Here is a 22,658-nt window from a genome sequence, read left to right on the forward strand (position 1 = left end):
GGGTGTCGTGTGCCGTCATGTTGCCGTTTCTGCTGTGTCTTGCCGGGTGCAGTATGGGGCCGGATTTTGTGCGTCCCCATCCGGTTGTGCCGGACCACTGGCAGAATGCCGGGACCGCGCCAGCCGTTCGTTCCGCTTCCCCATTCTGGTGGACGATGTTTGATGATCCGGCTCTGAACAGTCTCATGATACGGGCCGAGACGGGAAACCCGGATATGGCTCTGGCGCGTGAGCGGATTAAAGCAGCACGTATCCAGCGCCGTGCGGCATCGGCTGAAAGTCTGCCTACGCTCAACGGGCAGGCGGCCTATACGCGGGAACGTCTGGCAACCGCCGGGGTTGGGCAGGTGCTGCGCCCTCTTCTGGGGCTTTCTCCGGGTGCGGAGGGGCAGGAGCCAGAGGGGGTAGCCTACACCAATTACAGCGTTGGCGCGGTCGCCTCATGGGAGCTTGATCTGTGGGGGCGACAGCGCCGTCTGCGGGAGGCCGCGCACGAGCAGGAAGCCGCAGTCAAGGCGGATGCGGATGCCATGCGGCTTTCAACACAGGCCGAACTGGCACGGACCTATTTCCAGTGGCTGAAAGTGTCTGACGCGCTGAACCGTGCGGAAGGCGCGCTGGAAAATGCCCGGCACCTGCTGCGCATTGCCGAGACAGTGCGGGCGCACGGGTTGCTGGCAACGGTTGATCTGGACGAGGTCCGGATCGCCTGCCATGCGGCTCTGGAGAAAAAAGAGGGCCTTGCCTTGCAGCAGGCGGCACTGCTCCGTGCGTTAGGGGTTCTGGCCGCAGGTCGCCCGGATGCTGATCTGCCTGAACTGCGCCAGCCTGCCAGTCTGCTGGCGGAAAAAATACCGCAGGTGTCTGCGGCAATGCCGTCAGAGATTGCCAGAAAACGCCCGGATATTCAGGCCGCAGAGGCACGGCTGCATGCGGCAACAGCAACGATCGGCATGGCGCAGGCTGATTTTTATCCGCAGATTACGCTCACCGGGCAGATCAGTCTGGATGCCCTGACGCTTGCTGAACTGGGGTGGAACGCACGCAATACGTCCTTTGGTCCCTCGCTCACGCTTCCTGTTTTTAATGGCGGGCGTCTCTCGCGTCAGCTTGAACTGCGCCATTCCGAGCAGAAAACCGCGGGAATGCTGTATCAGATGGCGGTGGTCAATGCGTGGGTTGAGATAGAAAATCTTCTGGCTGAGCAGAAATTTTTAAAAGAACGGGTGCAGGACCAGCAGGAGCTTGTGAACCGCGAGAAAGCGCGTGTTCTGGTCCTGCAAAAGCGGTATGAGCGCGGGGACAGCGCCCGGACCGACGTATTGCGTGCCTCTGTAGCGGAAACGGAGCAGGAAGAGGAACTGGCCGCACTCCATGCGGCGCTTCTGACCAATGCTGTGAACCTTAAAATAGCTTCCGGATAAAGCAAGTTTGAAAGGGGAATCTCCGTTAGTAAAAAACTCTACGCTCTCCAGCGGGGGAGGCGAGCCAGAAGACCAGCCCGGCCGCTGCGCCGCCCGCTATGTTGGTAATAAGGATGCGGTTCCAGTCAGGGAGCGCATGGCCGGACGCGGAGAGGGAAAAACTGGCAACGCCAAGCAGAAGGCCAAGCAAGGCCGCAGTGCCACACGCCCATATAATGCCCAGCAGCAGGCAGCCCGGCAGGGTGGTGTGATGGCTGGCCCGAGATAAAGCCCGATGCAGCGACAGGCAAAGGCACGCCATCGGGACGCCCAGAAAAACAAAAACCAGAAAGAACAGGCCGCTTCTGCCCAGACAATAAAGCAGGGCCGCAGGGGGCGTGAGGGTAGGGCCATGCCCGGCACCGTACAGGCTGACCAGTGCGGAGCAGATAAAGCTGTAACTCAGGACGGTTACAAAATAGCGCTGGCCCAGCCGCATGACGGTGTTCCTTTCTGAAAGACCCTCCGGGACGATCATTTTTAAGACTCAACAGCGTTTGAGAGGTTCCCCCGGAAGGGAAATTTTAACAAGGGGGCCAGAGCAGGCTAAAGGTATGTTGCGTGCTGGCACGGTATTTGCAGGAGATGCTGCCCTGCTCCCAGCTCCTCTGCGGCGTTTGCGTTACGTTGCGCGCCTTGTTTCAAAAGGAGCACGTTCGCGTTCGTGACGCGGGGTGTTATGCTTGAAGCGCGGCAGAAGAGCACAGGCATAAGCTATGATAAATATGAAAGAAAAAACGCGGGACACGAGCGAACAGGAACTTGCAGAAATAGAGTGCGTGCTACAGGCGCATTTTACAGAAGAATTTAAGGCTTTTATTTTAGAGCATAACGGATGCTCGGTTGAGAGAAATATTATTCGCATTTCTGAAAATGAAGACAATGCCCTGAGATATTTTCTGGACGTTAAGGATATTCCGGCGTGTTTATCATCCCTTCAGGACGATTATACGCAAAAACACTATTTTCCATTTGCGGAAGGGGAGTGCGGTGCTTTTTTTCTGATGAAAAAGCAGGGTGATCCGGGTATTTATTATTATGATCCCGATTATATGGGGCAAGACGCCATGACAAAACTATCTGACGAATGGCAGGGTTTTCTTGATAAAATTCAACCTGAGACAACAGACTTGTCAGAGGCAGACCAGCAGGCGCTTTCAAAGGCTGTTGTGTGGGTCAGGCCGGGTTTTCTGGAAAGTCTGGACAAAAAATATCTTATAAAAAAATAATTGGTGGCGGAGTGCGTGCAAAGGTGTTTGTCAGTAGCGCTGCCTTTTAAAGGAATGGCTGGATAAAGTCTGGCAGAACACAGCGCGCAGGCCCTGTTCTGCCAGTAGTTATGATTTAGTAGAGTTCCGGCACAATCATGGATTCCGGCGTCGGCTGCCGTTCATAATCCGGGTGGAAGATACGCGGCGGCAGAACCACTTCCGGGCGGGAGACGGGCTGATACGGCACCAGAGACAGAAGATGGGCAATGCAGTTCAGGCGGGCCTTCTTTTTGTCCACACCCTGCACCACCCACCAGGGGGCTTCCGGGATACTGGAGCGTTCCAGCATGACTTCCTTCGCCAGAGTGTAGGCTTCCCACCGCTTGCGGCTTTCCAGATCCATGGGGGAAAGTTTCCACTGCTTGAGTGGATCATCCATACGGGCGCGGAAGCGGGCTTCCTGTTCATCATCCGTGATGGAAAACCAGAATTTGATAATCTGGATACCGCTGCTGACGAGCATCCGCTCAAATTCCGGCACTGAGCGGAAAAACTCTTCGTATTCTTCATCCGTGCAGAAGCCCATTACGCGCTCCACGCCTGCGCGGTTATACCAGCTCCGGTCAAACAGCACGATTTCTCCCGCGGCGGGCAGGTGCGCCACGTAACGCTGGAAATACCACTGGGTCTTTTCACGGTTGTTGGGGGCGGGCAGGGCTGCAACCCGGCAGGTGCGGGGGTTCAGGCGCTGGGTAATGCGTTTGATAGCGCCGCCCTTGCCTGCGGCGTCACGCCCTTCAAACAGCACAACCACGCGGTGGCCGGTGGCCTGCACCCAGTCCTGTAGTTTGATCAGCTCACCCTGCATGCGGATCAGTTCACGAAAATACACGCGGCGAAATGCGCGGTCTTCGGCGTCCAGCCCGCCTATGCCAGAGGCATCATCTTCCAGAGAAAGTTCAAATTCTTCGTCAAGATCATCAATAATCTCACGACGCATCTGCACGCGTTCACGTTCTTCCGCTGTCAGGCTGTCCAGATCGCTCATTTTGTTCCCTTTATCGTCGCCGGAGGGGGCTGGAAGCGGACTATAAAGACTGGCGGAATTGATCAGTTTGAAACTTTCATGACATTGGCGGCGTGTCAGAAGGTTGTGGTGAGATTCAGCCCGGTGACAACGCCATTGCGGATATGTTTGCCAGTCTGCGGGTTGAGGGAGGTGCCGCCCACGTTCCAGAAATACTGGAAATCCGGCTGCACAATCAGCCAGGGCGTGGCTGCCGCCTGATAGGTGAATTCCAGATGGTGCTCCGGCACAAGCGCTCCTGCTGTGTTGGTGCCCAGCCGGAAACTGTCATGCGTGTTTTCCTTGGCGCGCAGGCCATACAGGCTGGTGCCCCATGCAAGGCCCAGCGTATCATCCGGCCTGCCGGGCAGCAGTTCATCAAACGTGAAGCCGCTTTGAATTTCAGAGGAAAACCGACTGGTTGTGCCGTTGCTCAGCGTAGCACGGGCAAAAAAGTTGATGGTTTTGCCAGAGCCTTTTTCTTTCCGCCAGATCATCTGATCAATAACGAAATAAGCCATCCAGTTCCCCTGATGATAAAATGGAGACCCGCTGCTGTCCGGGCTGGCCAGCAGGCCGCGTTGTGCATCATACCGCTGGTCCGGGAAGCGCCCGGTGTCATACAGCCCGCCGACTTTCCACACGCCGGGCAGCGCCACATCATCCCGTCCGCCTATCTGTTTCGCGGCGTCCAGCCAGAGCTGGGCTTCCCCCATGAAGAGCGCGCCGCCTTTGGTGGAAAACAGCGTGCCGGACGGGTCGCGCTGGGAGGCGCTGATATCACTATAAAACGGGCCGTGGGTCGGGTTGTCATTCGTAATGGCGCCCATCAGGACGAGAGGGGCCGCAGGCCGCCACTTTACGCGGCCGCCCACAGCGGAATAGGGCCATGAGGGCCCGCCGGAATAGAGGTTGCTGGACGTGGAAAGGGGCCAGCCAAAGCTGGAGTTCAGAAAAAATGAGGCGTTCTGACTGACAAGAAATTCCGTATCCAGATCCAGCGTGCCGACGCGTACATCCAGTGTGCTGTTCAGAAAACTTTGCCCGTACCATAGTTCAAACAGCCGGGTTGAGCGCCCGGCATCATACCCGCTGACGGTGTTGAGCGCGCCCAGACGTTCCCCGGTAAAGGACCGTCCGCGGATTTGCAGCGCGCTGACATTCAGCAGGCCGCCCTGCCAGCCAAAAGCCTTCCCGGTGTCCAGTGAGAGCGCGACGGCGGTCATACCATCATAGGTTGCCCCGCGCTGCATCCCGCCGGAGGCCAGCCCCCAGAGTTCCTCGACATCCTGCAAGGTAATCCGCACGCCTTTCTTGCCCAGCCATGTGCGCGCGCCGCCCATTGTGCCCAGCATTTCTGTGCTGGCATCCTCTTCGGGCGGGGAAAAGGTGGGGGAAGGCACCGGGAGCGGAACACCGGAGGGCAGAATATCGGTGGCGAGCGGTGTTGTGGCCGCCTGAACCGGGAGGGAGGCAAACAGGCCGGAGACCAGACTGCACAGCATTGCAAGACGCCGGGCGGGCCGGGTCCGGCTGGTGAGCGGAAAGGCGTCAGGCGTTTTCAGCATGGGACGGGCGGGCAGGCCGGGGCTCCGTAGGCAGCACAAGGGAACGGCGCGTACGGGGCACAGGGGCAGGAGGATCGGGTTTGTGGCACGCCTGCTCCTTTATAGTGACGGCAGTGGGGGACTGTTGACGATGCCTTCGTCGATTTAAAGTGACGGTATCATGACACAGCCTCAACCTGCCGTCGTTTACAGGGCAAAGGTGGCTGATGTGCGCGGCATGCGGGGCGTTTGCCGCATCAGGGGCGCGTCAGGGTGTCTGGCACTTTGCTGCCCTCATTCAGGCTGCGGTTGCCAGACCCCGGAAGAGGTGGCTCCGGGTAGGGCACCCTCCTCCGGAATGGTCCGTCCGGAAGGATGATGGGCCGGGACCGATACGGGTGGAGGGCAGGCAGGGGCTCTGGCTGTGGAGCAACAGGGAGCCGACTGCCTGAGTGTGGCCTCAGACCGTGGGCACGCCCTTGCTGGTGGAATATTCGAAGTGCAGGGCCTGATCGGGGTTGACGATCGGGTAGATGGAATGGGCGGCCATTGCCCCTTCACTAAACCCTTGCAGGATCAGTTTGAGCTTGCCGGGGTAGGTTGCCACATCACCAATTGCGAACACGCCGGGCATGCTGGTCTCACAGGTGGAGGGCGTGACGGGAACGGTGGAGCGGATGGTGTCCATGCCCCAGCGGGCAATGGGGCCGAGGTCCGTCGCCAGCCCGAAGAAGGGCAGGAGCGTGTCTGCTTCAAGGTGCCGGGTTGCACCGTCCAGATCCACTACTTCCACGCTTTCCAGAGCACCATTTGCGCCGTGCAGGGCGTGGAGCTGGTAAGGCACGACTTTCTCAATCTGCCCGGCGGCTACCGCATCATCCAGCAGACGCAGGCTTTCCGGCGCGCCGCGGAAGCGGTCGCGCCGATGCACCAGATACAGCTTTTCCGCCTTGTCTTTAAGGGCCAGCGCCCAGTCCAGTGCGGAATCCCCACCACCGGCAATCACAATACGTTTGTTTTCAAAATCGGCTTTGCGGCGCACGTAATACTGGACGGCACCGCTTTCCTCAAACGCCTCAAGCCCGTCCAGCGGGGGGCGGTTGGGGCCGAATGCACCGGCGCCTGCTGCAATAATTACGGCTTTGGCGGTAACGGTTGCCCCTTTATCCGTGCCCAGCGTGAACGCGCCCCGGTGGCCGCTCAGGCTTTCAATCCGGTGTTTGAGCAGGCGCGGGATATCAAACGGGGCAATCTGCTGTTCCAGATTGGCAATCAGTTGCGCGCCTTCCACCGCGGGGCAGGCGGGAATGTCATAAATCGGCTTTTCAGGATACAGCGCCACACACTGGCCGCCTACTTCCGGCAGCACATCAATCAGCACGCACCGCAGGCGCAGCATGGCGCACTGGAAGGCGGCAAACAGCCCCGTGGGGCCCGCGCCGATAATGGCGACATCAGTCTCAATCGGCATATCCGTCATGGCGCGGTGGGTCTCCCTTTCTGGCCGTATGATCTGCCGTTGTTTTTGCGACAGGTTGCCAGTGGGTGCAATAGGGGAGGTCACAGGGGTAATTTAGGCCTTTGTTGCACGGGATAAGATTTGCGATCGGGAAAGTGTGTTCAGAATTATGAACTCCTGATATTCTCTCCTGCACTAGATATTTGAACATGCGTTATTCAACGCAAAGACGCTCAGCAGTATCTGATTAGAAAGTTAAAAGATCTCTGGTTTTGGGGTGTCGACTAGGACCCACATCATCGTGGAAAGTCTCATGCTAAGCTGCACCATTCATCCGCGATTTTTCAAAAAGAGCGTTTAATCAGGAAGGAACAAATATGTTCCTTCTTTGAGAACGGCCCAACCGTATTTGGTCATAGCGTATGCGATAAACTCTCTTGTAACGTCACCGTTGTTTTCTGGTAATTTTAGATTTTTTAAATCTGAGAATATACGATGTACAACTACATAAGGATCATCTCTAGAAAATACAGGGCATTGATTTTCTAAATCATACTCAAGAAGTATATTCTTTTTCATTCCATATATGAAGAAATCAAAAAATTTTTCTTTTTTGTCGTGCGTTTTTAATTTTTCATTGTGCCTAAAAAGGTCATTCCATATACCATAAAAGTTATCATCTGATAAATTTTCTAAAACACTATTATAAATATTTTTCATAATCAAACCCTTACCTAGAAAATTTTATTATTTTTACAAAATTAATCATAAATTTTCATTGCCTATAGTGTAATATTTCCAAAACATTAATACTGTTCCTAGTGTTACTGTTTGATGCGGAATTTCTACTGTGTAGACAATACCGTCGTAAATTTTTGCTGTCTCTAAAGGACCAGTCAATATCCTTCAGACCAAATCAACCGTGTTTTGAAGGACGCTCCAGGCCCCCTGGGCGAGATTGAGGAAAGACAGCAGGACGCATCTCAAGGGAGATTAGGAACAGAAAAAAGCCAGCAAACCGGGCAGCATGCAGTAGTGGAGCGAGAACAGGGGCGTGGTCGTGTTGCCGGAAAGGGGCCGCGACCGTAAACTGTATTTCGAAATGTGAAGGCCTTTGTTCAGTTTCCTTCTCTATTTATGGGGTTTAGGTCGCCAAGATAGCTTTTCTTCTGGAAGATGCTGTCTCGTTATGGTTTTTTCCTGAGCAATTTTTATGGCTTTTAAAGTCCACTCAAGGGGAATATCATGTTTAACGTATTCTGGACTCATTGTTTGGTCTGGAGTAACAATAAACATATTATCTAAACCATGATCAATACTGATAAGGAATACATAAATGTCATCAAAATAAACTTCTGTTACCAGTTTTTCGTAACTTGGATCACTGAAAAATATAATCTTTAGATGTTCTAAGGCTTGCATTCACGATCCTTTTTGATTCAATGGTGTTGTGTGTGGAGCGACCTCTCTTACTCTCCATAACTTGAGAGTATCGCATTGAGATTGTTTTTTCCATTTTATAAACACTGAGAAAATTTTCTTTGGAATTAAATATTATCATAAATTCTTTCACTTTATCCCATATAGCTAAGCGATCATTTCGTAAGTCGCTTGAAATTTCAAATTGATTTGCGTCGCTTTTGTCTCAATATCGGAAATGAAACGTGATTCTGATATGTAATGGCTGTGGGGGATAAATGTGATGCGGTTTTGGTGAATATATCATTTTCTTTTGAAGGGTTGTGAAAATTTAGAGTGTGAATATTGGTGTCGGATATAGGTTTCTCATATAAAATATTAAAATTTTTATTTATGCAGATCGTTCTGTATAACAAAAAGCTCAGGATTAATAACCTGAATACATTATGATTTACAATAAAAAATTTTTAACGCGTAACGTTTGGACCGCACCTAAGTGTTAAACGGATTGCATTGACGAATCTGTTTATTTCAACCGCTTAGTGTGCATCACAGTGGGGACTGTGCAGAAAACTTTTGCTTTCTACACAATCCCCTATTTTATCAGGCCGCCAGAGCCTTTTTCAGCCCTGCATCCAGCACATCAAGGAAGTCCTGCGTGTTGAGCCATTTGGTGTCTTTGCCGACCAGAAGTGCCAGGTCTTTGGTCATCTGGCCGCCTTCCACGGTTTCAATGCACACGCGTTCCAGCGTTTCAGCAAAGTGGACCACGTCCGGCGTGTTATCAAAGCGGCCCCGGTAGGCCAGCCCGCGTGTCCATGCAAAAATGGAGGCAATGGGGTTGGTGCTGGTGGGGCGGCCTTTCTGGTGCTCGCGGTAGTGGCGGGTCACGGTGCCGTGGGCGGCTTCTGCTTCCACAACGTCACCCGTCGGGTTGAGCAGAACGGATGTCATCAGGCCGAGGCTGCCAAAGCCCTGGGCCACAATGTCACTCTGCACGTCACCGTCATAGTTTTTACAGGCCCACACATAGCCACCCGGCCATTTGAGGGCGCAGGCCACCATGTCATCAATCAGGCGGTGTTCGTAGGTCAGACCAGCCTTTTCAAAATCCGCTTTGAATTCCTTGTCATAAATCTCCTGAAACACGTCTTTAAACAGGCCGTCATAAGCCTTCAGAATGGTGTTTTTGGTGGAGAGATAGACCGGCATGTTGCGGTCCCGCCCGTAGGAGAGGGAGGCGCGGGCAAAGCCTTCAATAGACGCACGGGTATTGTGCATGCCAAGGGCCACGCCGGGGCCTTTGAAGTCATGCACGTCCAGCGTCACAGGTTCACCGCCGCCTTCAGGCGTGTAGGTCAGCTTGACGGTGCCGGGGCCGGGAATCCGGGTTTCCACAGCGCGGTAAATGTCACCATAGGCATGGCGGCCGATCACAATCGGTTTGGTCCAGTGCGGTACAAGGCGCGGCACGTTGGAGCAGATAATCGGCTCACGGAAGATGGTGCCATCCAGAATATTGCGGATGGTGCCGTTGGGGGAGCGATACATGCGCTTCAGCCCGAATTCCGTCACGCGGGCTTCATCCGGCGTGATGGTGGCGCATTTGACGGCCACACCGTAGCGTTTGGTGGCTTCAGCAGCGTCTACCGTCACCTGATCATCCGTGGCGTCCCGGTGCTCAATGCCCAGATCATAATATTTCAGGTCAATATCGAGATAGGGCAGAATCAGCCGTTCGCGGATAAAATGCCAGATGATGCGTGTCATCTCATCACCATCCATCTCGACGATGGGATTTTTAACTTTGATTTTTGCCATGGTGAAATACTCCCTCATCCCCGCACGGGACCGTAAAAATGCACACGAAGCGTATAAGCATCATGCGGCAGGCGGAGGGACGGAATAAGGGGTAAGGGCCGGTCTGTCGCTTCACATTCCGGGTAGGAAAAGACGGGCAACAGCGGTGTTTTCCCCGGTTTTATGCCGCTGGAGGCCGGATTTGCGCGGGGTATGTGCAGGGGGCGGAAGTGGTGTAGGAGGGGGCATCACAATATGGTCAGGACTTCATGACAGCATCAGCGTCTTCTCTGCCATCCCGAACCCAGTCTTTTTCCGTCGTGCTGGCGATAGAGCTGTGGGAACGGTTCGGCTTTTACGGCATGCAGGGCATCCTGCTGCTTTACATGATCCAGCGGCTCGGCTTTTCCGATGCACAGGCCAATCTGCTCTGGGGCACTTTCTCCGCCGTCTGTTATGCGGCCCCCGCTGTCGGCGGCTGGGTTGGAGATAAAGTTCTGGGTGCCCGCCGCACCATGGTGCTGGGCGCTGTGGTGCTGACGGTGGGTTACGCCCTGCTGGGGGTGGATCTGGGTGGCCAGATGGCGCTGTTTGCCGCCCTCGCGGTCATTGCTGTGGGCAACGGGCTGTTTAAATCCAACGCGGCCAATCTGGTCCGCCGGATTTATGAAGGCGACGATACCCGCATCGATGTCGCCTTCACCATTTACTACATGAGCATCAATGTTGGCTCCACGCTGTCTCTCCTGCTGACGCCGTGGTTGCAGGAAAAATACGGGTGGTCTCCGCCATTTCTGGTCTGTGCGGCGGGGCTGGCGTTTGGGGTGGCGTGTTACACGCTGTTCCATAAATGGCTGGCGCGCGTTGGCTCCCGCCCGGATTTTGAACCCGTCGTGTTTTCCCGCCTGATGGCGGTGCTGGGCGGTATGGTGCTGGTTCTGGCCGTTATGGTCGGGCTGCTGCGCTATCCGGCCGCGGGCCGGGCCTGTGTGTGGGTGGCCGCGCTGGCAGTCGGGTGTGTGTGGGTGGTGCTTTACCGCCGGGCTTCCGCCGCCGTGCGCCCCGGCCTGCGGCTGGCCTATCTGCTGATTGTGCAGACCATGCTGTATTTTGTGTTCTATCAGCAGATGGTCACATCCCTCACACTGTTCGCGCTGCGGGATGTGGATTCAGCCTTCACACTGGGCGGCATCACGCTGTTCCATATGTCCGCCGGGCAGTTTCAGGCGCTTAATCCGGTCTGGATTATGCTGGCCAGTCCGCTCCTGTCATGGGTGTATAAGAGCATGGCGGATAAGGGCTGGAATTTCCCCATTGCCGAGAAGTTTATTGTCGGGTTCTCGCTGGTCTCGCTCTCCTTCCTGATCTGGTGGTGGAGTGCCGCGACCGGGGGCAATCATCTTGTCTCCCCCTGGGTGATGTTCTGGGCCTATGGGGCGCTGTCTATCGGGGAGTTGCTGATCAGTGCGCTGGGTCTGGCTGTGGTCGCCCGTTATGCGCCCGCCAATGTGGGCGGCTTCATGATGGGCAGCTACAACGTGTCCAACGGTGTGGCGATGTATCTGGGCAGCGCGCTGGCCAATCTGGCTGCTGTCGGGCCTGCCGTGGCCTCGGCGGACCCGGCCCAGACTCTCCCGGTCTATGCCGGGCTGTTCCGTATGCTCTTCCTGCTGGGTGCGGGCTGCACGCTGCTGTTTGTGCTCTGCCTGCCTTTTACCCGCCGGTGGGATGCTCAGCACAGGGCGGCACAGGGGCGATAGCCGTAAGAGGCAGCCCGTCAGTTTGCATCAGTGCTGCGTGTGCGTGGGGCGGGGGGAAATCCTCCGCCCCATTTGCGTCCGGGCGGGCAAACAGGCTGCTGTTTGTCCAGAGTTCGCGCCTGCGCTCCGTCTGAAGGGCATCCGAAGGGCAGGGCGTCAGCGTTTTCACGAAAGTCTCTCCATCTCACCCGGCCCGCACAACAGCGGCCCGGCATTCAAGTTGCTGCCCAAACGCGGGGAGATGGGAAAGGTTCAGGTCGGTTTGATGTAACCGGAAGGTATGACGGACCTGTTACATGCTGCGGGCACCGTGCTGGCTCAGCGCGCCTTAACGGCGAGGTGCCCTTGCCTTGCGCCAGTTTCCTTCAGCGGAGGCTTTATAAGCAAGTTCATCGTGCCCGTAACTGGCATTCGCGCGGCTGTGGTGGCCAAGCAAAAATCCCTCACCTGTTGCTACAGAGGCTTCTGATGGTGTGGTCTCAAAAAGATATTTTATGGCGCCTATGGTCGTTACGCCGGGACCTGTATTCATCCAGATATTTTCAAAGTTGGCGGAATTGTTTTTGTAACGGGTAAGAGACTCACACAGTGCGTGAATAATACCTTCAATCAGAGGGTGTTTTTTTCTGGAGATAATAAGCCCGTTTTCAATGCACCATGGGGATCCAATGGCATACATTAGAAAACATTCGTAGGCAGCATGGCCGGTGATATCACTGAGCGGTGCGTGCATAGAAATATCAACATCAATATAAATCCCGCCGTGAATATACATGTCGCACATACGCCACAGATCAGAGCGCATGGTGGGATGAAAACACACATCAAAAAGCTCAACCATGCTCTGGCCGAAATGCGTAGCGAGAAACGCTCTCGCTGAGTCATCATGGGTGAGGGTCAGCTCAAAACCCGGATTATTGTTTTTTACTTTTTCGATGGAAGCTGACACGTCATCCGGCAACGTCTCACTATGCCAGTATTGTGAAATTCTTTTAGGGATAGAGGATGGAAAAATGCCCTCGCCTGGAGGAGCGATGTCTTCCTGAGTAAGCGTTGGAAGCCAGCCGCTTTCCACACCTTGCTTAAGGCAACGGAAAAAATCCATTTTGGCAACAGGCGTGGCAGGACGTTGTGAGTTGGTGTCTGTGCTCATGACATACTCTTTGCAATTTATTGTATATTTTTTAAAACTGACCTCTTCGCACAATGCAAGTATCAAGACTAAGTTTATAGATTTTGCGAATTATTAGGAAGTTATTTCTTCTGAAATGGATAAATCAGGCTGAATATTTTTCAGGCCCGCCACAGAGTGTAACGGGCCTGCCAGAAGGTAGTTTTGACTGTGGGGTTCTAACCTGAATGAAGTCTGAAAAAATCTCTCAGAATTCAGCAGACAGCGTGAAGTGATAGACACGCGGGAGGCCTGCATACAGGCTGGAGGCTGCGCCGGAGGTGCCGCTGGGGGCCCCTGTGTAGACTGACGCCCAGTAGCGTTCATTCGTGGCGTTGCTCACCCCGAAGCGCAGGACCATCGGCAGTCTTTCCGTCGCGCGGAAGCTGTAGCGCGTGCCAAGGTCCAGCGTGGTGTAGGAGCCTGTGTGCAGGGTGTTGGTCACGTTGGCAGCGCGGTTGCCCATGTAATGCACGTTGGCGTTAAACGCCCAGCCGGACGCAAAGCGCCCAAGGGAGGCAGGCAGGCGGTAATCCAGCAGCAGGTTGGCCTGAAGGGGTGCAGCGCCCACAATTTCCTTGCGGTCCAGCGCGCGGGAGGCCGCGTTGACCAGTTCCGCATCCAGCCATGTCATGCCCGCCAGCACGGACAGGTTGGGCAGGACTTCGCCCGAAATCTGGGCTTCCACACCATAGTTCCGCTGCGTGCCGCCGTACTGGTAGGTCTGGCAGTTGGTCATGGCGGCACACCCGGCATTCGGGTTGGAGGCCGCGACATACATGGCGTAGGGCGATGTCATGCGGAAGCCTGCCACGTTAAACTGCATGGTATTGTAACGCAGTTTGTAGCCGACCTCATATTCTTCCGAATGTGCTGCGGGCAGGGCAATGTTGGTGTTGGTGTAGCTTGTGCTGTTGGGCGTAACAGGCCCGGCTTCCACGGAGCGACCATAGGTGAAGTAGAAGGTCTGGTTGTCCGTTGGCTTATACATGATGCTGGCGGTCGGGCTGAATGCGGCGGAGGTTTCAAACGTGTCCCGCATGGCGGTTTTGGCGTTCAGCGCGCCGCGCTGATGGATCCAGCCCCATGAGAGCGTGCCCATGATGGACCAGTGTTTGTTCAGTTGCAGGGTGTCTCCCACAATAAAGGACTGGCTCATGATGCTGCTGGATTTATAGCGGCCATGATAATAAGGCTGCGTGCCACCGTTCTGGCTTGCGCCATACATATTGTGGATACCCAGATTCTGCGCTGCGGTTGAGGCCGCAACCGGGTTGTAGTTGCCCATCATGTAGCCGTTGGTGCCAATCACCAGATCATGCCGGATGGGGCCGGTGTAAACACGCCCGTTGAGGTAAGCCATGTTACTGCCAACGCGGAAATCATTCGCGGTGGTGGTGGCGGTCGCTTTGGAACTGTACCAGCCGTCGCTCCCGCGCAGGCCGCCACAGGTCTTGCCGCCGTCACACAGCGTATCGGCGACACCAAATGCCTGACGAGCTGCGTCCTGATACAGGCCACCGAGCGTGAAGCTCCAGTTCTCGTTGAACTGATGCTTGATCTTGCCCAGAAAGGTGTTGGTTTCCATGTGGTAACCGCTCCACTCCGGAGCCAGACGCTTGCTCAGGTCCGGGGCTTCAGGGAGTTTGTCACCGCCCACGCCGGTGGCCAGAATACCAAAACCGGGTGCACCGCCGCGCTGGTCATAGGTGTAGTGGCTGGCGTCAATTTCGATAACTGTCTTGTCGTCCAGATGGAAATCGAAATCCCCGCTCACCATTTCACGGCGCATGGAACTGCCCTGCGTATAGGCCGTGCCATCCGCATGCAGCATGTTCAGGCGGTAACCAAACCAGCCATTGCGGCCCAGACGCCCGGAAATATCGCCGTTTACCGTCGGGGTGCCGATGGAATCCACACCGACGGAAAGTCGTTCCGTGCGCCGGTCAGTCGGGCGTTTAAGCGTGTATTCAAACACGCCCGCCGGGTTTTCCGGCCCATACATGGCACCGGCCAGACCGTTGAGAACCTGAAGGTTATCCACCCATTCCGCCGGATACGGCGTGGTGGAGACAACGTTCAGGCCGTCCAGACGGGAGTTGGCCACAACATCGGATTCAAACCCGCGGGACTGCGGGCGGGAAGTGTTGGGGTCCCCGCGCACTTCAAGCTGCACGGAGGGCAGATACTGCGCCATATCATTGATGCTGCGGATCTGCTGGTTGACCACCACGTCATGCGTCACACCCATGACGGAATAGGGCGTGTCCAGCGTATCGCGGTTGCCCAGCGGGCCGAGATACACAACCTTGTTCATGTATTTGGCGGCCGTGCCGTCTGCTGCATGATGCCCGTGGACGTTAATGGTCTCCCCGTTGGAGCCGTCCAGAATCCCGGCAATGGGGGTGGAGGTGCGTCTTGCGGCCCCCACAGCGGCTGGAGCTTTCAATGCGGCTTTTCTGGCAGGGGTGGCTTTGACAACGGCGCGTTTGTCAGCCGTGTCGTACGGGGCCGAAGCCGGGGTTGCGGCCAGAGCGGAACTTGTCAGCAGGAGTGCGCCGAATGTTCCTGAAGCGAAAAGGCGGGGAAAACGATCGTGCATGGCTCAGGCAGGTCCGGGAATTGGTAAAGAACAGAAGGTGAGCCGCTTCTGCCGGTCCTGCCGGGTGTTGTCCATATACGGTGATGCATAAACCTGTATATGCAGGAATATAATCACTGGACTGATGCCAGAATAATACAGTCAGGCCGCGTTCACTCGGAAATCCGGCGGGACTGTTCGGTTTTCTGCATCGGCGTAATGCAGAAAATCTATCGGAGAAGGCGGGAAGGAACCCGGCCCCTGTCGTGCCAGCAGGCTCAGTATTCTTGTGGTCTGTGTGGGTGATGGCAGCCAGAGGGAGGCGGACGTCTCCGGGGTGTGCCTTTATTGTGCCCGCTTCAGCCTGTCTTTAGCATGCGCTTCATCAGGCAACCGGAGAGAGATGTTACGTGAACTGGCTGTATTTATTTATGAGCGGGTTTCTGGAAATTGGCTTCACCACCTGTATGCGTTTTGCAAAAGGGTGGCAGGATATTGGCTGGTTTATCGGGCTGCTGTTTTGTCTAGTGACAAGTATCGGGCTGGTGCAGCTTGCAACCCGCACCATTCCACTGGGTACGGCCTATGCCATCTGGACAGCATTGGGCACCGCCGGAACCGTTGTGTTCGGCATGGTGGCGTTTCATGAACCCGTTTCCGTCATGCGGCTGGTGTTTATTGCCGGGATTATGGTGTGCGTGATCGGGCTGAAAGTCTGTGGTGGCTAAAAATGCCGGGCGGCTGAACAGAGCCGAAAACGGGGGGCGCCAGCTAGTTTTTGCTCAGGCGGCATTTGTGCGGAGTGGGAAAATCCAGACAAAGGGCAACATGCTCTGAGAAGCACGCAAGGCGCGCCTCTGGCAGCAGAGACTTTGCAGGAACTACACATTTAAAAAGGGAAATGCTGGGGCGAATGACGGGGCTCGAACCCGCGACAACCGGTACCACAAACCGGCGCTCTACCAGCTGAGCTACATCCGCCACACAGCAAGCGCTCATGTAGAGAAACGCGTATGCCCCGTCAAGACCGAGATGCGGTGAAGACGGAGAAAAATTCTCCGCGGCTTCAGGTCCGGGTGCTGGCCCAGCGTTCAATACGGGCAACGGCGTCCTGCAACACCGTGTCCTGTTTGCAAAAAGCGAAGCGGACCAGATGCCGGGGCGGGGTGCCATTGGCAGGGTCATAAAAGGCTGAGGCGGGGATGGTCGTCACCCCGGCTTCTTCCGTCAGCAGGCGGGCAAAGGCGACATCATCCAGCCCGTTGGCCAGCGGGGTGATATCCACCATGACAAAATAACTGCCATCGCACGGCAGCACGTCCAGCCCCACGCCGCGCAGCCCGGCGGAGAGAATGTCACGCTTGCGGGCCATGTCCCCGGCCAGATCCCGGAAATACTGCACATCTTTCTTCAGGCCGAACGCCACGGCGCGTTGCAGGTTGGGGGCGGTGGCAAACACCAGATTCTGGTGGGCCTTGGCGACGACCGATGCCAGCGGAGCCGGGGCCGTGACGTAGCCAACTTTCCAGCCCGTGAGCGAGAAGCTCTTGCCTGCACTGCCAATACGCAGGCACCTCTCGCGCATGCCGGGGCGCGTCATGAGTGAGACGTGCGGCGTGCCGAAGGTCAGGTGCTCATACACCTCATCACACACGGCATAGGCGTCGTGCTGGCTCAGCAGGCCTGCGATGAAGTCCAGCTCATCCGGGGTGAACACCTTGCCAGTGGGGTTCATGGGGGTGTTGAGTAGAATGGCCTTTGTGCGGGCGGAAAAAGCGGCGGCCAGAGCCTCCCGCGGCAGCGTCCAGCCTGGTTCTTCCAGCCGCACCAGCCGGGGCACGCCGCCAAGCTGGCGGACCATGGGGAGATAGGTGTCATAAAGCGGTTCAATCAGCACCACTTCATCCCCCGGTTCAATCAGGGCCATCAGGCAGGCGGCAAGGGCTTCCGTCGCACCAGATGTGACCACCACCTCCGACTCCGCACTGACCTCCAGCCCCTGAAAGCGGGCATTAGAGTCTGCCACCGCCGCGCGCAGCTCCGGCAGGCCGGTGAGGGGCGCATACTGGTTGCGCCCATCGAGCAGAGCATCCGCCGCAGCCTGCACCATATCCTGCGGGCCTTCCGTATCCGGGAAGCCCTGCCCGAGATTGATGGCGTCATGCGCGCGGGCCAGCTCAGACATGACGGTAAAAATGGTGGTGGGCAGGGCGGCAATCTGCCGGTTGAGCGGTTTGGTCATGGCCGTAAATCCTGGGAGTTGCCGGGGGAAGGGTGGCGAAAAAAAGCGAAAGTGGCGCGCAGAGTGGCACGGCCTTGCGGCGTGAGAAAAGAGGGGAGATTGGTGCTGGATCGTTATATTTCGCACAAGCCCGATTGCCCGCGCGGCCAACCCGTGCAAGTTTGGGGCTGTTCGCTCTGAGTCTTCATGCCCCCCGGGATGCCCCATGGGCAGGTTGCGCGCAGAAAGAACCCCCTCTTGTTGAGTGCAGCACCAGAATATTGATGACGTGACATGAGAAAGATCGAGGCCATAATCAAGCCGTTCAAGCTGGACGAGGTGAAGGAAGCCCTTCACGAACTCGGCCTGCAAGGCATTACCGTGATCGAAGCCAAGGGCTTCGGGCGGCAGAAAGGGCACACGGAGCTTTATCGTGGCGCGGAATATATTGTTGATTTTCTGCCCAAGATGAAAATTGAGGTTGTCTGCCCTGCCAGTCTGGTGGAGCGCGCGGTGGAAGCCATTTCCGCTGCTGCCCGGACCGGACGAATCGGGGACGGCAAGATCTTTATTCTCCCGGTGGAAGATGTGGTGCGAATCCGCACGGGGGAAAGAGGGGAAGACGCTATCTGAGGTGCCCCGGTGCGGGGCCGCCCGGCGGCGGACGCGAGTTTTATAATCCTAGACGTGCCGCAAGAGTGTGGTGCGCAACAGGTTGTAGGTGAAGACATATGGTGAAGAAAACGACCACTGCGGGTGACAGCAAAGCCGCAGCGATTGCTAAGGTTTTTGACCTGATCCAGGAAAACTCGGTCGAGTTTGTCGATCTGCGTTTCACGGATCCGCGCGGCAAGTGGCACCACACCACGCAGTATGTCACCACGATTGAAGAAGACACCTTTACCGAGGGCTTCATGTTCGACGGTTCTTCCATCGCTGGGTGGAAAGCCATTAACGAAAGTGACATGGTTCTGCTGCCGGACCCGGAAACCGCTGTGATGGACCCGTTTACGGCGCGCCCGCAGCTGATCCTGTTCTGTGACATCATTGAGCCGTCCACAGGCCAGCCCTATAACCGTGACCCGCGCTCCACCGCCAAACTGGCTGAGCAGTATCTGAAGTCCTCTGGGCTTGGTGATACCGCCTTCTTTGGTCCGGAAGCTGAATTCTTTATCTTCGATAACGTGCGCTTTGGCACGGGCCCGAACTTCGGCAAATATCAGCTCGACAGCATCGAAGGACCCGGCGCCTCCCTGAAGGATTACCCGGAAGGCAATATGGGCCATCGTCCGGGCGTGAAGGGTGGCTACTTCCCCGTGCCGCCGGTGGATAGCGAAAACGACCTGCGCGCAGAAATGCTCGCCACCATGGGTGAAATGGGTCTGCCGATTGAAAAGCAGCACCATGAAGTCGCACAGTCCCAGCACGAACTGGGCACCAAGTTCGACACGCTGGTCCGCTCTGCCGATTTCATGCAGATCTACAAATACTGCGTGCACAACGTCGCTCATTCCTACGGCAAGACCGCCACGTTTATGCCCAAGCCGATCTATGGCGATAACGGGTCCGGCATGCATGTGCACCAGTCCATCTGGAAAGACGGCAAGCCGACGTTTGCAGGCAATGGCTATGCGGACCTGTCCGATACCGCCCTGTATTACATCGGCGGTATCATCAAACATGCCAAGGCGCTGAACGCCTTCACCAACCCGTCCACCAACTCCTACAAGCGCCTGATTCCGGGTTTTGAAGCTCCGGTGCTGCTGGCCTACTCTGCGCGCAACCGCTCTGCGTCCTGCCGTATTCCGTATGCCACCAACCCCAAAGCCAAGCGCGTTGAAGTCCGCTTCCCGGACCCGACGGCCAACCCGTATCTGGCCTTCTCCGCCATGCTGATGGCCGGCATTGACGGCATCAAGAACAAGATCCACCCGGGCGACGCCATGGACAAGGATCTGTATGACCTGCCGCCGGAAGAACTGAAGCAGATCCCGACGGTTGCCGGGTCCCTGCGTGAAGCGCTGGAAGCTCTGTCTGCGGATTATGAGTTCCTGCTGGCTGGTGGCGTGTTCACCAAAGACCAGATCGACAGCTACATCGCCATCAAGTGGGAAGACGTGTATCGCTTTGAACACACGCCGCACCCGGTTGAGTTTGAAATGTACTACTCCGTCTGATCCCTCCTTCCCGGAGTTTCAGATGATCAGGAACGCGGCCTTCTTCGGAGGGCCGCGTTTTTTTGTGCCTGTCTTGGGGGACATTGCCGGGTGGGAGGCTGATGTGTTTTTGCGATTTTGGCGTTGCGTGTTGCCCTGTGGCAGCACTGTTGCACCGGGTAATTGACTCGACCGGGCAACGCGATATGACACCCGTGTGATGGTTTCCCCTGCAACGGGGGATGAAAAGGGAACCGGGTGCGGGCCGTGCTGGCCTTAGTCCCGGGCTGTCCCCGCAACTGTAAGCGGCAGGGCTGAGGCTGCCCGGACGTACCGCGTCCGGCCCACTGGAGCAGACGATTCTCCGGGAAGGGAAGGCTCAGTCAAAGTGCCGCAAGCCAGGAGACCTGCCATCCGGCACGTGGTTGCAATCAGGAGACGCCAGCCGGGGTGTGCTGGCGTGCGTGACTGAGTTTTGCTCCGGCCTTTGCCGCATGAGCAGGCGGAGCACGTTTTCCTGTGGCAACGGCTGACCACAGGATACGAGTTAAAATGAGTTTTTTTCGTTGCGCGCTGACCACCTCCACCATTCTGGCTGTCACCGGACTGTCTGTGGCTGGCGCACAGGCCGCCGCCTCTTCCGCGACCAATGCGCGTTCTGGCAAACCTTTTACGCATAAAGCCGCAGCTTCGGGCAGCCATCTGAAAAGCCGCGCCACCGGACGGACCGCAACGGACAACACAGTTCCTGCAATGCCGGGGCAGTCTGTCGCGGCGCTCGCACCGACGGGCCGCACGCTTGTCTCACTGAGCCCGTCTCAGGGATTGCCGGAGGTGGTGACGGTCAGTGCGCTGCGCAGACCCATACGGGCGGATGATGTCGGGTCCAGCGTGACGGTGGTGACGGAGGAGCAGATTGCCACCCAGCAGCGCCGCACCCTGCCGGATATTCTGGCGCGGCAGCCGGGGCTGAATGTGGTGCGGTCTGGCGGATTTGGCGGAACAACCTCCATCTTTATGCGCGGGGCAAACGCCAATGATGTGAAGGTGCGGATTGATGGCATGGACATCAATGACGGCAGTTCCGCCAGCAACGCGTTTGATGCCGGGCAGTTTGTAACGGACGGCATTGGCTCCATTGAAATCTTGCGCGGCCCCCAGAGCGGCCTGTATGGCGCGGATGCCATGGCGGGTGTGATTGATATCAACACAAAGCAAGGGCAGGGGCGCTTTAAACCGTTTGTGCGGATTGAAGGTGGGTCTTATGGCACGTTCAATCAGGCCTTCGGGGCATCAGGCAGCAGCGGGCGCTTCCACTATAATGTTGTGCTCTCTCATTACCGCACGGATGGGTTTCATGAAATTCCGCGCTATATTGAGCGGTATAATGGGGCCAACCGGGCCCAGCGCCGCGCGGGGGACCGGAATGATAACCGCAGCGCTAACGTCAAACTGGGTTATGATGTCACGCATAATTTTGATCTGGGTCTGACAGCACGGCTGATACAGGCCAACTATCATACCTTTACAGCGTATGATCAGGTTTATACGCCCTATAACGGGGACCAGCTGATCCGGGACCAGAATACCCAGAACGAGGCCGTGGTGCGCGGCACGGCGCATCTTTCCTCCTTTGGCGGGCGGTTTGATCAGGTTCTGGGGCTTGGCTACATGACCAACCGCCGCCGGTACATGCAGGACGGGTTGTACGCGGATGGTGATCCTGCCATGACAGACCCGGATTATTACCGTTCCACACGCCTGAAAGTGGACTGGCATGGCACGGTTGATCTGCGGAAATTCGGGACGGTTCTTGTGGGTGCCGAGCATTTTCATGATGGCATCAATGTCGCGACGGATGACCCGACCGAGCCAGTGCACACCACCGCAGGCATGGATACCACGGCGGGGTACGGGCAGTATGAAGGCAACTGGAACCGTGTTCTCTATGGTGCAGCCAACGTGCGGTATGATGCCAATTCCCGCTACGGCAACCATGTGACATGGCGTGTGGCTCCCGCCATCCATGTGCCCAATACGGGCACCATCATCAAAGCCAGTGCCGGGTCGGGCTTTCATGCACCCTCGCTATATCAGCTTTTTGTCAATCAGCGCGGCGCTGGCTGGGCGGAAGAAGGCAACGCCAACCTGAAAGCCGAAACCATGATTGGCTATGATGTCGGTGTTGAGCAGAAACTGCTGCATGACAAACTGCGTTTTGGCGCCACATGGTATGACAACAAGGTGCGGAACCTGATCCAGTCTTCTGCTTACGTCATGCCTGCTGCAGGGAGTGCGTGGGGGGATTATATCTATTCCTTCGGCAATGTTGGGCATGCGCGCATGTATGGGGTGGAGGCATTTCTGGACTGGAAGGCACTGGACACACTCAGTTTTGCGCTGAATTACACATGGACCCACGCGCGGGATACGGATAGTGACGCGCTGTTGCAGCGCCGCCCGCAGCATAAGTTCAACTTCAATACCACATGGTCTCCGGTGAAGGATTTCACCCTGTCTGGTAATATTCTCTATACCAGCGGCTGGCGGGATTATCCTCTGGTGGGAGAAAACTTTTGCGCGACCTGCGCAAAAGGGCATGGATATTTTACCATTGATCTGACCGCGAATTACAAAATCAACCGCTATATCTCGGTTTTTGCGCGGGCTGATAACCTGCTGAACCGGCAGTATGAAAACCCGGTGGGCTACCTCCAGCCGGGTCGGGCCGGATATGGCGGCTTTACGCTGAATTACTGATCCTGCATGCGGTTTTGTGTGCCGGAAGGCCATTGCGGCGGGGG

18 protein-coding genes, 1 tRNA gene and 1 riboswitch are annotated in these 22,658 nt (G+C 56.4%); of the genes, 7 read left to right on the forward strand and 12 right to left on the reverse strand.

The window, feature by feature from the left end:
- Window positions 1-17: 17 nt before the first annotated feature.
- Window positions 18-1,424, forward strand: coding sequence for an efflux transporter outer membrane subunit (locus tag JK199_RS02640; RefSeq protein ID WP_244984852.1), 1,407 nt, complete (start codon window positions 18-20; stop codon window positions 1,422-1,424).
- Between the two features lie 25 nt (window positions 1,425-1,449).
- Here JK199_RS02640 and JK199_RS02645 read toward each other — a convergent pair whose 3' ends face one another.
- A complete protein-coding gene (locus JK199_RS02645) occupies window positions 1,450-1,902 on the reverse strand; it encodes a hypothetical protein (protein ID WP_212373735.1) in 453 nt (150 codons plus the stop codon).
- A 277-nt stretch (window positions 1,903-2,179) separates the two neighbouring features.
- Here JK199_RS02645 and JK199_RS02650 point away from each other — a divergent pair, with 277 nt between their 5' ends.
- Window positions 2,180-2,692: an SMI1/KNR4 family protein gene (locus JK199_RS02650; RefSeq protein WP_212373737.1), complete on the forward strand. Its 513-nt coding sequence runs from the start codon at window positions 2,180-2,182 to the stop codon at window positions 2,690-2,692.
- A 115-nt stretch (window positions 2,693-2,807) separates the two neighbouring features.
- On the opposite strand, the gene ppk2 is transcribed toward JK199_RS02650, so the two are convergent.
- From ppk2 to JK199_RS02680, 6 genes are all read right to left on the reverse strand, one after another.
- Window positions 2,808-3,722, reverse strand: coding sequence for a polyphosphate kinase 2 (gene ppk2, locus JK199_RS02655; RefSeq protein WP_077930333.1), 915 nt, complete (start codon window positions 3,720-3,722; stop codon window positions 2,808-2,810).
- A 95-nt stretch (window positions 3,723-3,817) separates the two neighbouring features.
- Entirely contained in the window at window positions 3,818-5,308 is a 1,491-nt protein-coding gene (locus JK199_RS02660) for a carbohydrate porin (RefSeq protein ID WP_237591932.1), read from the reverse strand.
- Window positions 5,309-5,747: 439 nt separating this feature from the next.
- Window positions 5,748-6,767 (reverse strand): NAD(P)/FAD-dependent oxidoreductase, encoded by a 1,020-nt coding sequence (locus JK199_RS02665; RefSeq protein WP_212373740.1) that lies wholly within the window; start codon window positions 6,765-6,767, stop codon window positions 5,748-5,750.
- A 336-nt stretch (window positions 6,768-7,103) separates the two neighbouring features.
- Window positions 7,104-7,466 (reverse strand): hypothetical protein, encoded by a 363-nt coding sequence (locus JK199_RS02670; protein ID WP_212373742.1) that lies wholly within the window; start codon window positions 7,464-7,466, stop codon window positions 7,104-7,106.
- A 411-nt stretch (window positions 7,467-7,877) separates the two neighbouring features.
- Window positions 7,878-8,168: a hypothetical protein gene (locus JK199_RS02675; protein WP_212373744.1), complete on the reverse strand. Its 291-nt coding sequence runs from the start codon at window positions 8,166-8,168 to the stop codon at window positions 7,878-7,880.
- 600 nt (window positions 8,169-8,768) lie between these two features.
- Window positions 8,769-9,986, reverse strand: coding sequence for an NADP-dependent isocitrate dehydrogenase (locus JK199_RS02680; RefSeq protein ID WP_212373746.1), 1,218 nt, complete (start codon window positions 9,984-9,986; stop codon window positions 8,769-8,771).
- Window positions 9,987-10,234: 248 nt separating this feature from the next.
- On the opposite strand from JK199_RS02680, the gene JK199_RS02685 reads away from it, so the two are divergent.
- Complete coding sequence (locus JK199_RS02685) at window positions 10,235-11,725, forward strand: peptide MFS transporter (RefSeq protein ID WP_077930328.1); 1,491 nt, start codon at window positions 10,235-10,237, stop codon at window positions 11,723-11,725.
- On the opposite strand, the gene JK199_RS02690 is transcribed toward JK199_RS02685, so the two are convergent.
- The 3 genes from JK199_RS02690 to JK199_RS02700 form a co-directional block, all read right to left on the reverse strand.
- Window positions 11,679-11,894, reverse strand: a complete 216-nt coding sequence (locus JK199_RS02690) for a hypothetical protein (RefSeq protein ID WP_212360274.1) — start codon at window positions 11,892-11,894, stop codon at window positions 11,679-11,681. The genes JK199_RS02685 and JK199_RS02690 overlap by 47 nt on opposite strands.
- Window positions 11,895-12,053: 159 nt before the next feature.
- Window positions 12,054-12,878 (reverse strand): glycosyltransferase family 32 protein, encoded by an 825-nt coding sequence (locus JK199_RS02695; protein WP_212373748.1) that lies wholly within the window; start codon window positions 12,876-12,878, stop codon window positions 12,054-12,056.
- A 226-nt stretch (window positions 12,879-13,104) separates the two neighbouring features.
- On the reverse strand, window positions 13,105-15,498 hold the full coding sequence (locus JK199_RS02700) for a TonB-dependent siderophore receptor (protein ID WP_212373750.1): 2,394 nt from the start codon (window positions 15,496-15,498) through the stop codon (window positions 13,105-13,107).
- A gap of 389 nt (window positions 15,499-15,887) precedes the next feature.
- Here JK199_RS02700 and JK199_RS02705 point away from each other — a divergent pair, with 389 nt between their 5' ends.
- Window positions 15,888-16,205, forward strand: a complete 318-nt coding sequence (locus tag JK199_RS02705; RefSeq protein WP_025829026.1) for a DMT family transporter — start codon at window positions 15,888-15,890, stop codon at window positions 16,203-16,205.
- A 177-nt stretch (window positions 16,206-16,382) separates the two neighbouring features.
- Here JK199_RS02705 and JK199_RS02710 read toward each other — a convergent pair.
- Window positions 16,383-16,458, reverse strand: a tRNA-His gene (locus tag JK199_RS02710).
- A gap of 85 nt (window positions 16,459-16,543) precedes the next feature.
- A complete protein-coding gene (locus JK199_RS02715; protein WP_212373752.1) occupies window positions 16,544-17,719 on the reverse strand; it encodes an aminotransferase in 1,176 nt (391 codons plus the stop codon).
- Window positions 17,720-17,992: 273 nt separating this feature from the next.
- On the opposite strand from JK199_RS02715, the gene JK199_RS02720 reads away from it, so the two are divergent.
- The 3 genes from JK199_RS02720 to JK199_RS02730 all read left to right on the forward strand — a co-directional run bounded on the left by JK199_RS02720 (window position 17,993) and on the right by JK199_RS02730 (window position 22,614).
- Window positions 17,993-18,331: a P-II family nitrogen regulator gene (locus tag JK199_RS02720; protein ID WP_006557470.1), complete on the forward strand. Its 339-nt coding sequence runs from the start codon at window positions 17,993-17,995 to the stop codon at window positions 18,329-18,331.
- 98 nt (window positions 18,332-18,429) lie between these two features.
- Window positions 18,430-19,875 carry a type I glutamate--ammonia ligase gene (gene glnA, locus JK199_RS02725; RefSeq protein ID WP_025829029.1) on the forward strand — a complete coding sequence of 482 codons (1,446 nt, stop codon included), beginning with the start codon at window positions 18,430-18,432 and terminating at the stop codon, window positions 19,873-19,875.
- Between the two features lie 183 nt (window positions 19,876-20,058).
- A riboswitch (cobalamin riboswitch) is annotated at window positions 20,059-20,283 on the forward strand.
- Between the two features lie 123 nt (window positions 20,284-20,406).
- A complete protein-coding gene (locus JK199_RS02730) occupies window positions 20,407-22,614 on the forward strand; it encodes a TonB-dependent receptor plug domain-containing protein (protein ID WP_244984853.1) in 2,208 nt (735 codons plus the stop codon).
- Window positions 22,615-22,658: the final 44 nt, after the last annotated feature.

It is taken from the genome of Acetobacter persici, assembly GCF_018256955.1.
Lineage (GTDB): Bacteria > Pseudomonadota > Alphaproteobacteria > Acetobacterales > Acetobacteraceae > Acetobacter > Acetobacter persici.

Excerpts from the sequence above, each read along its gene's own strand:
- JK199_RS02640 (WP_244984852.1), top strand. The coding sequence starts at position 18 with ATGTTGCCGTTTCTGCTGTGTCTTGCCGGGTGCAGTATGGGGCCGGAT.
- JK199_RS02645 (WP_212373735.1), bottom strand. The coding sequence starts at position 1,902 with ATGCGGCTGGGCCAGCGCTATTTTGTAACCGTCCTGAGTTACAGCTTT.
- JK199_RS02650 (WP_212373737.1), top strand. The coding sequence starts at position 2,180 with ATGATAAATATGAAAGAAAAAACGCGGGACACGAGCGAACAGGAACTT.
- ppk2 (WP_077930333.1), bottom strand. The coding sequence starts at position 3,722 with ATGAGCGATCTGGACAGCCTGACAGCGGAAGAACGTGAACGCGTGCAG.
- JK199_RS02660 (WP_237591932.1), bottom strand. The coding sequence starts at position 5,308 with ATGCTGAAAACGCCTGACGCCTTTCCGCTCACCAGCCGGACCCGGCCC.
- JK199_RS02665 (WP_212373740.1), bottom strand. The coding sequence starts at position 6,767 with ATGACGGATATGCCGATTGAGACTGATGTCGCCATTATCGGCGCGGGC.
- JK199_RS02670 (WP_212373742.1), bottom strand. The coding sequence starts at position 7,466 with ATGAAAAATATTTATAATAGTGTTTTAGAAAATTTATCAGATGATAAC.
- JK199_RS02675 (WP_212373744.1), bottom strand. The coding sequence starts at position 8,168 with ATGCAAGCCTTAGAACATCTAAAGATTATATTTTTCAGTGATCCAAGT.
- JK199_RS02680 (WP_212373746.1), bottom strand. The coding sequence starts at position 9,986 with ATGGCAAAAATCAAAGTTAAAAATCCCATCGTCGAGATGGATGGTGAT.
- JK199_RS02685 (WP_077930328.1), top strand. The coding sequence starts at position 10,235 with ATGACAGCATCAGCGTCTTCTCTGCCATCCCGAACCCAGTCTTTTTCC.
- JK199_RS02695 (WP_212373748.1), bottom strand. The coding sequence starts at position 12,878 with ATGAGCACAGACACCAACTCACAACGTCCTGCCACGCCTGTTGCCAAA.
- JK199_RS02700 (WP_212373750.1), bottom strand. The coding sequence starts at position 15,498 with ATGCACGATCGTTTTCCCCGCCTTTTCGCTTCAGGAACATTCGGCGCA.
- JK199_RS02715 (WP_212373752.1), bottom strand. The coding sequence starts at position 17,719 with ATGACCAAACCGCTCAACCGGCAGATTGCCGCCCTGCCCACCACCATT.
- JK199_RS02720 (WP_006557470.1), top strand. The coding sequence starts at position 17,993 with ATGAGAAAGATCGAGGCCATAATCAAGCCGTTCAAGCTGGACGAGGTG.
- glnA (WP_025829029.1), top strand. The coding sequence starts at position 18,430 with ATGGTGAAGAAAACGACCACTGCGGGTGACAGCAAAGCCGCAGCGATT.
- JK199_RS02730 (WP_244984853.1), top strand. The coding sequence starts at position 20,407 with ATGAGTTTTTTTCGTTGCGCGCTGACCACCTCCACCATTCTGGCTGTC.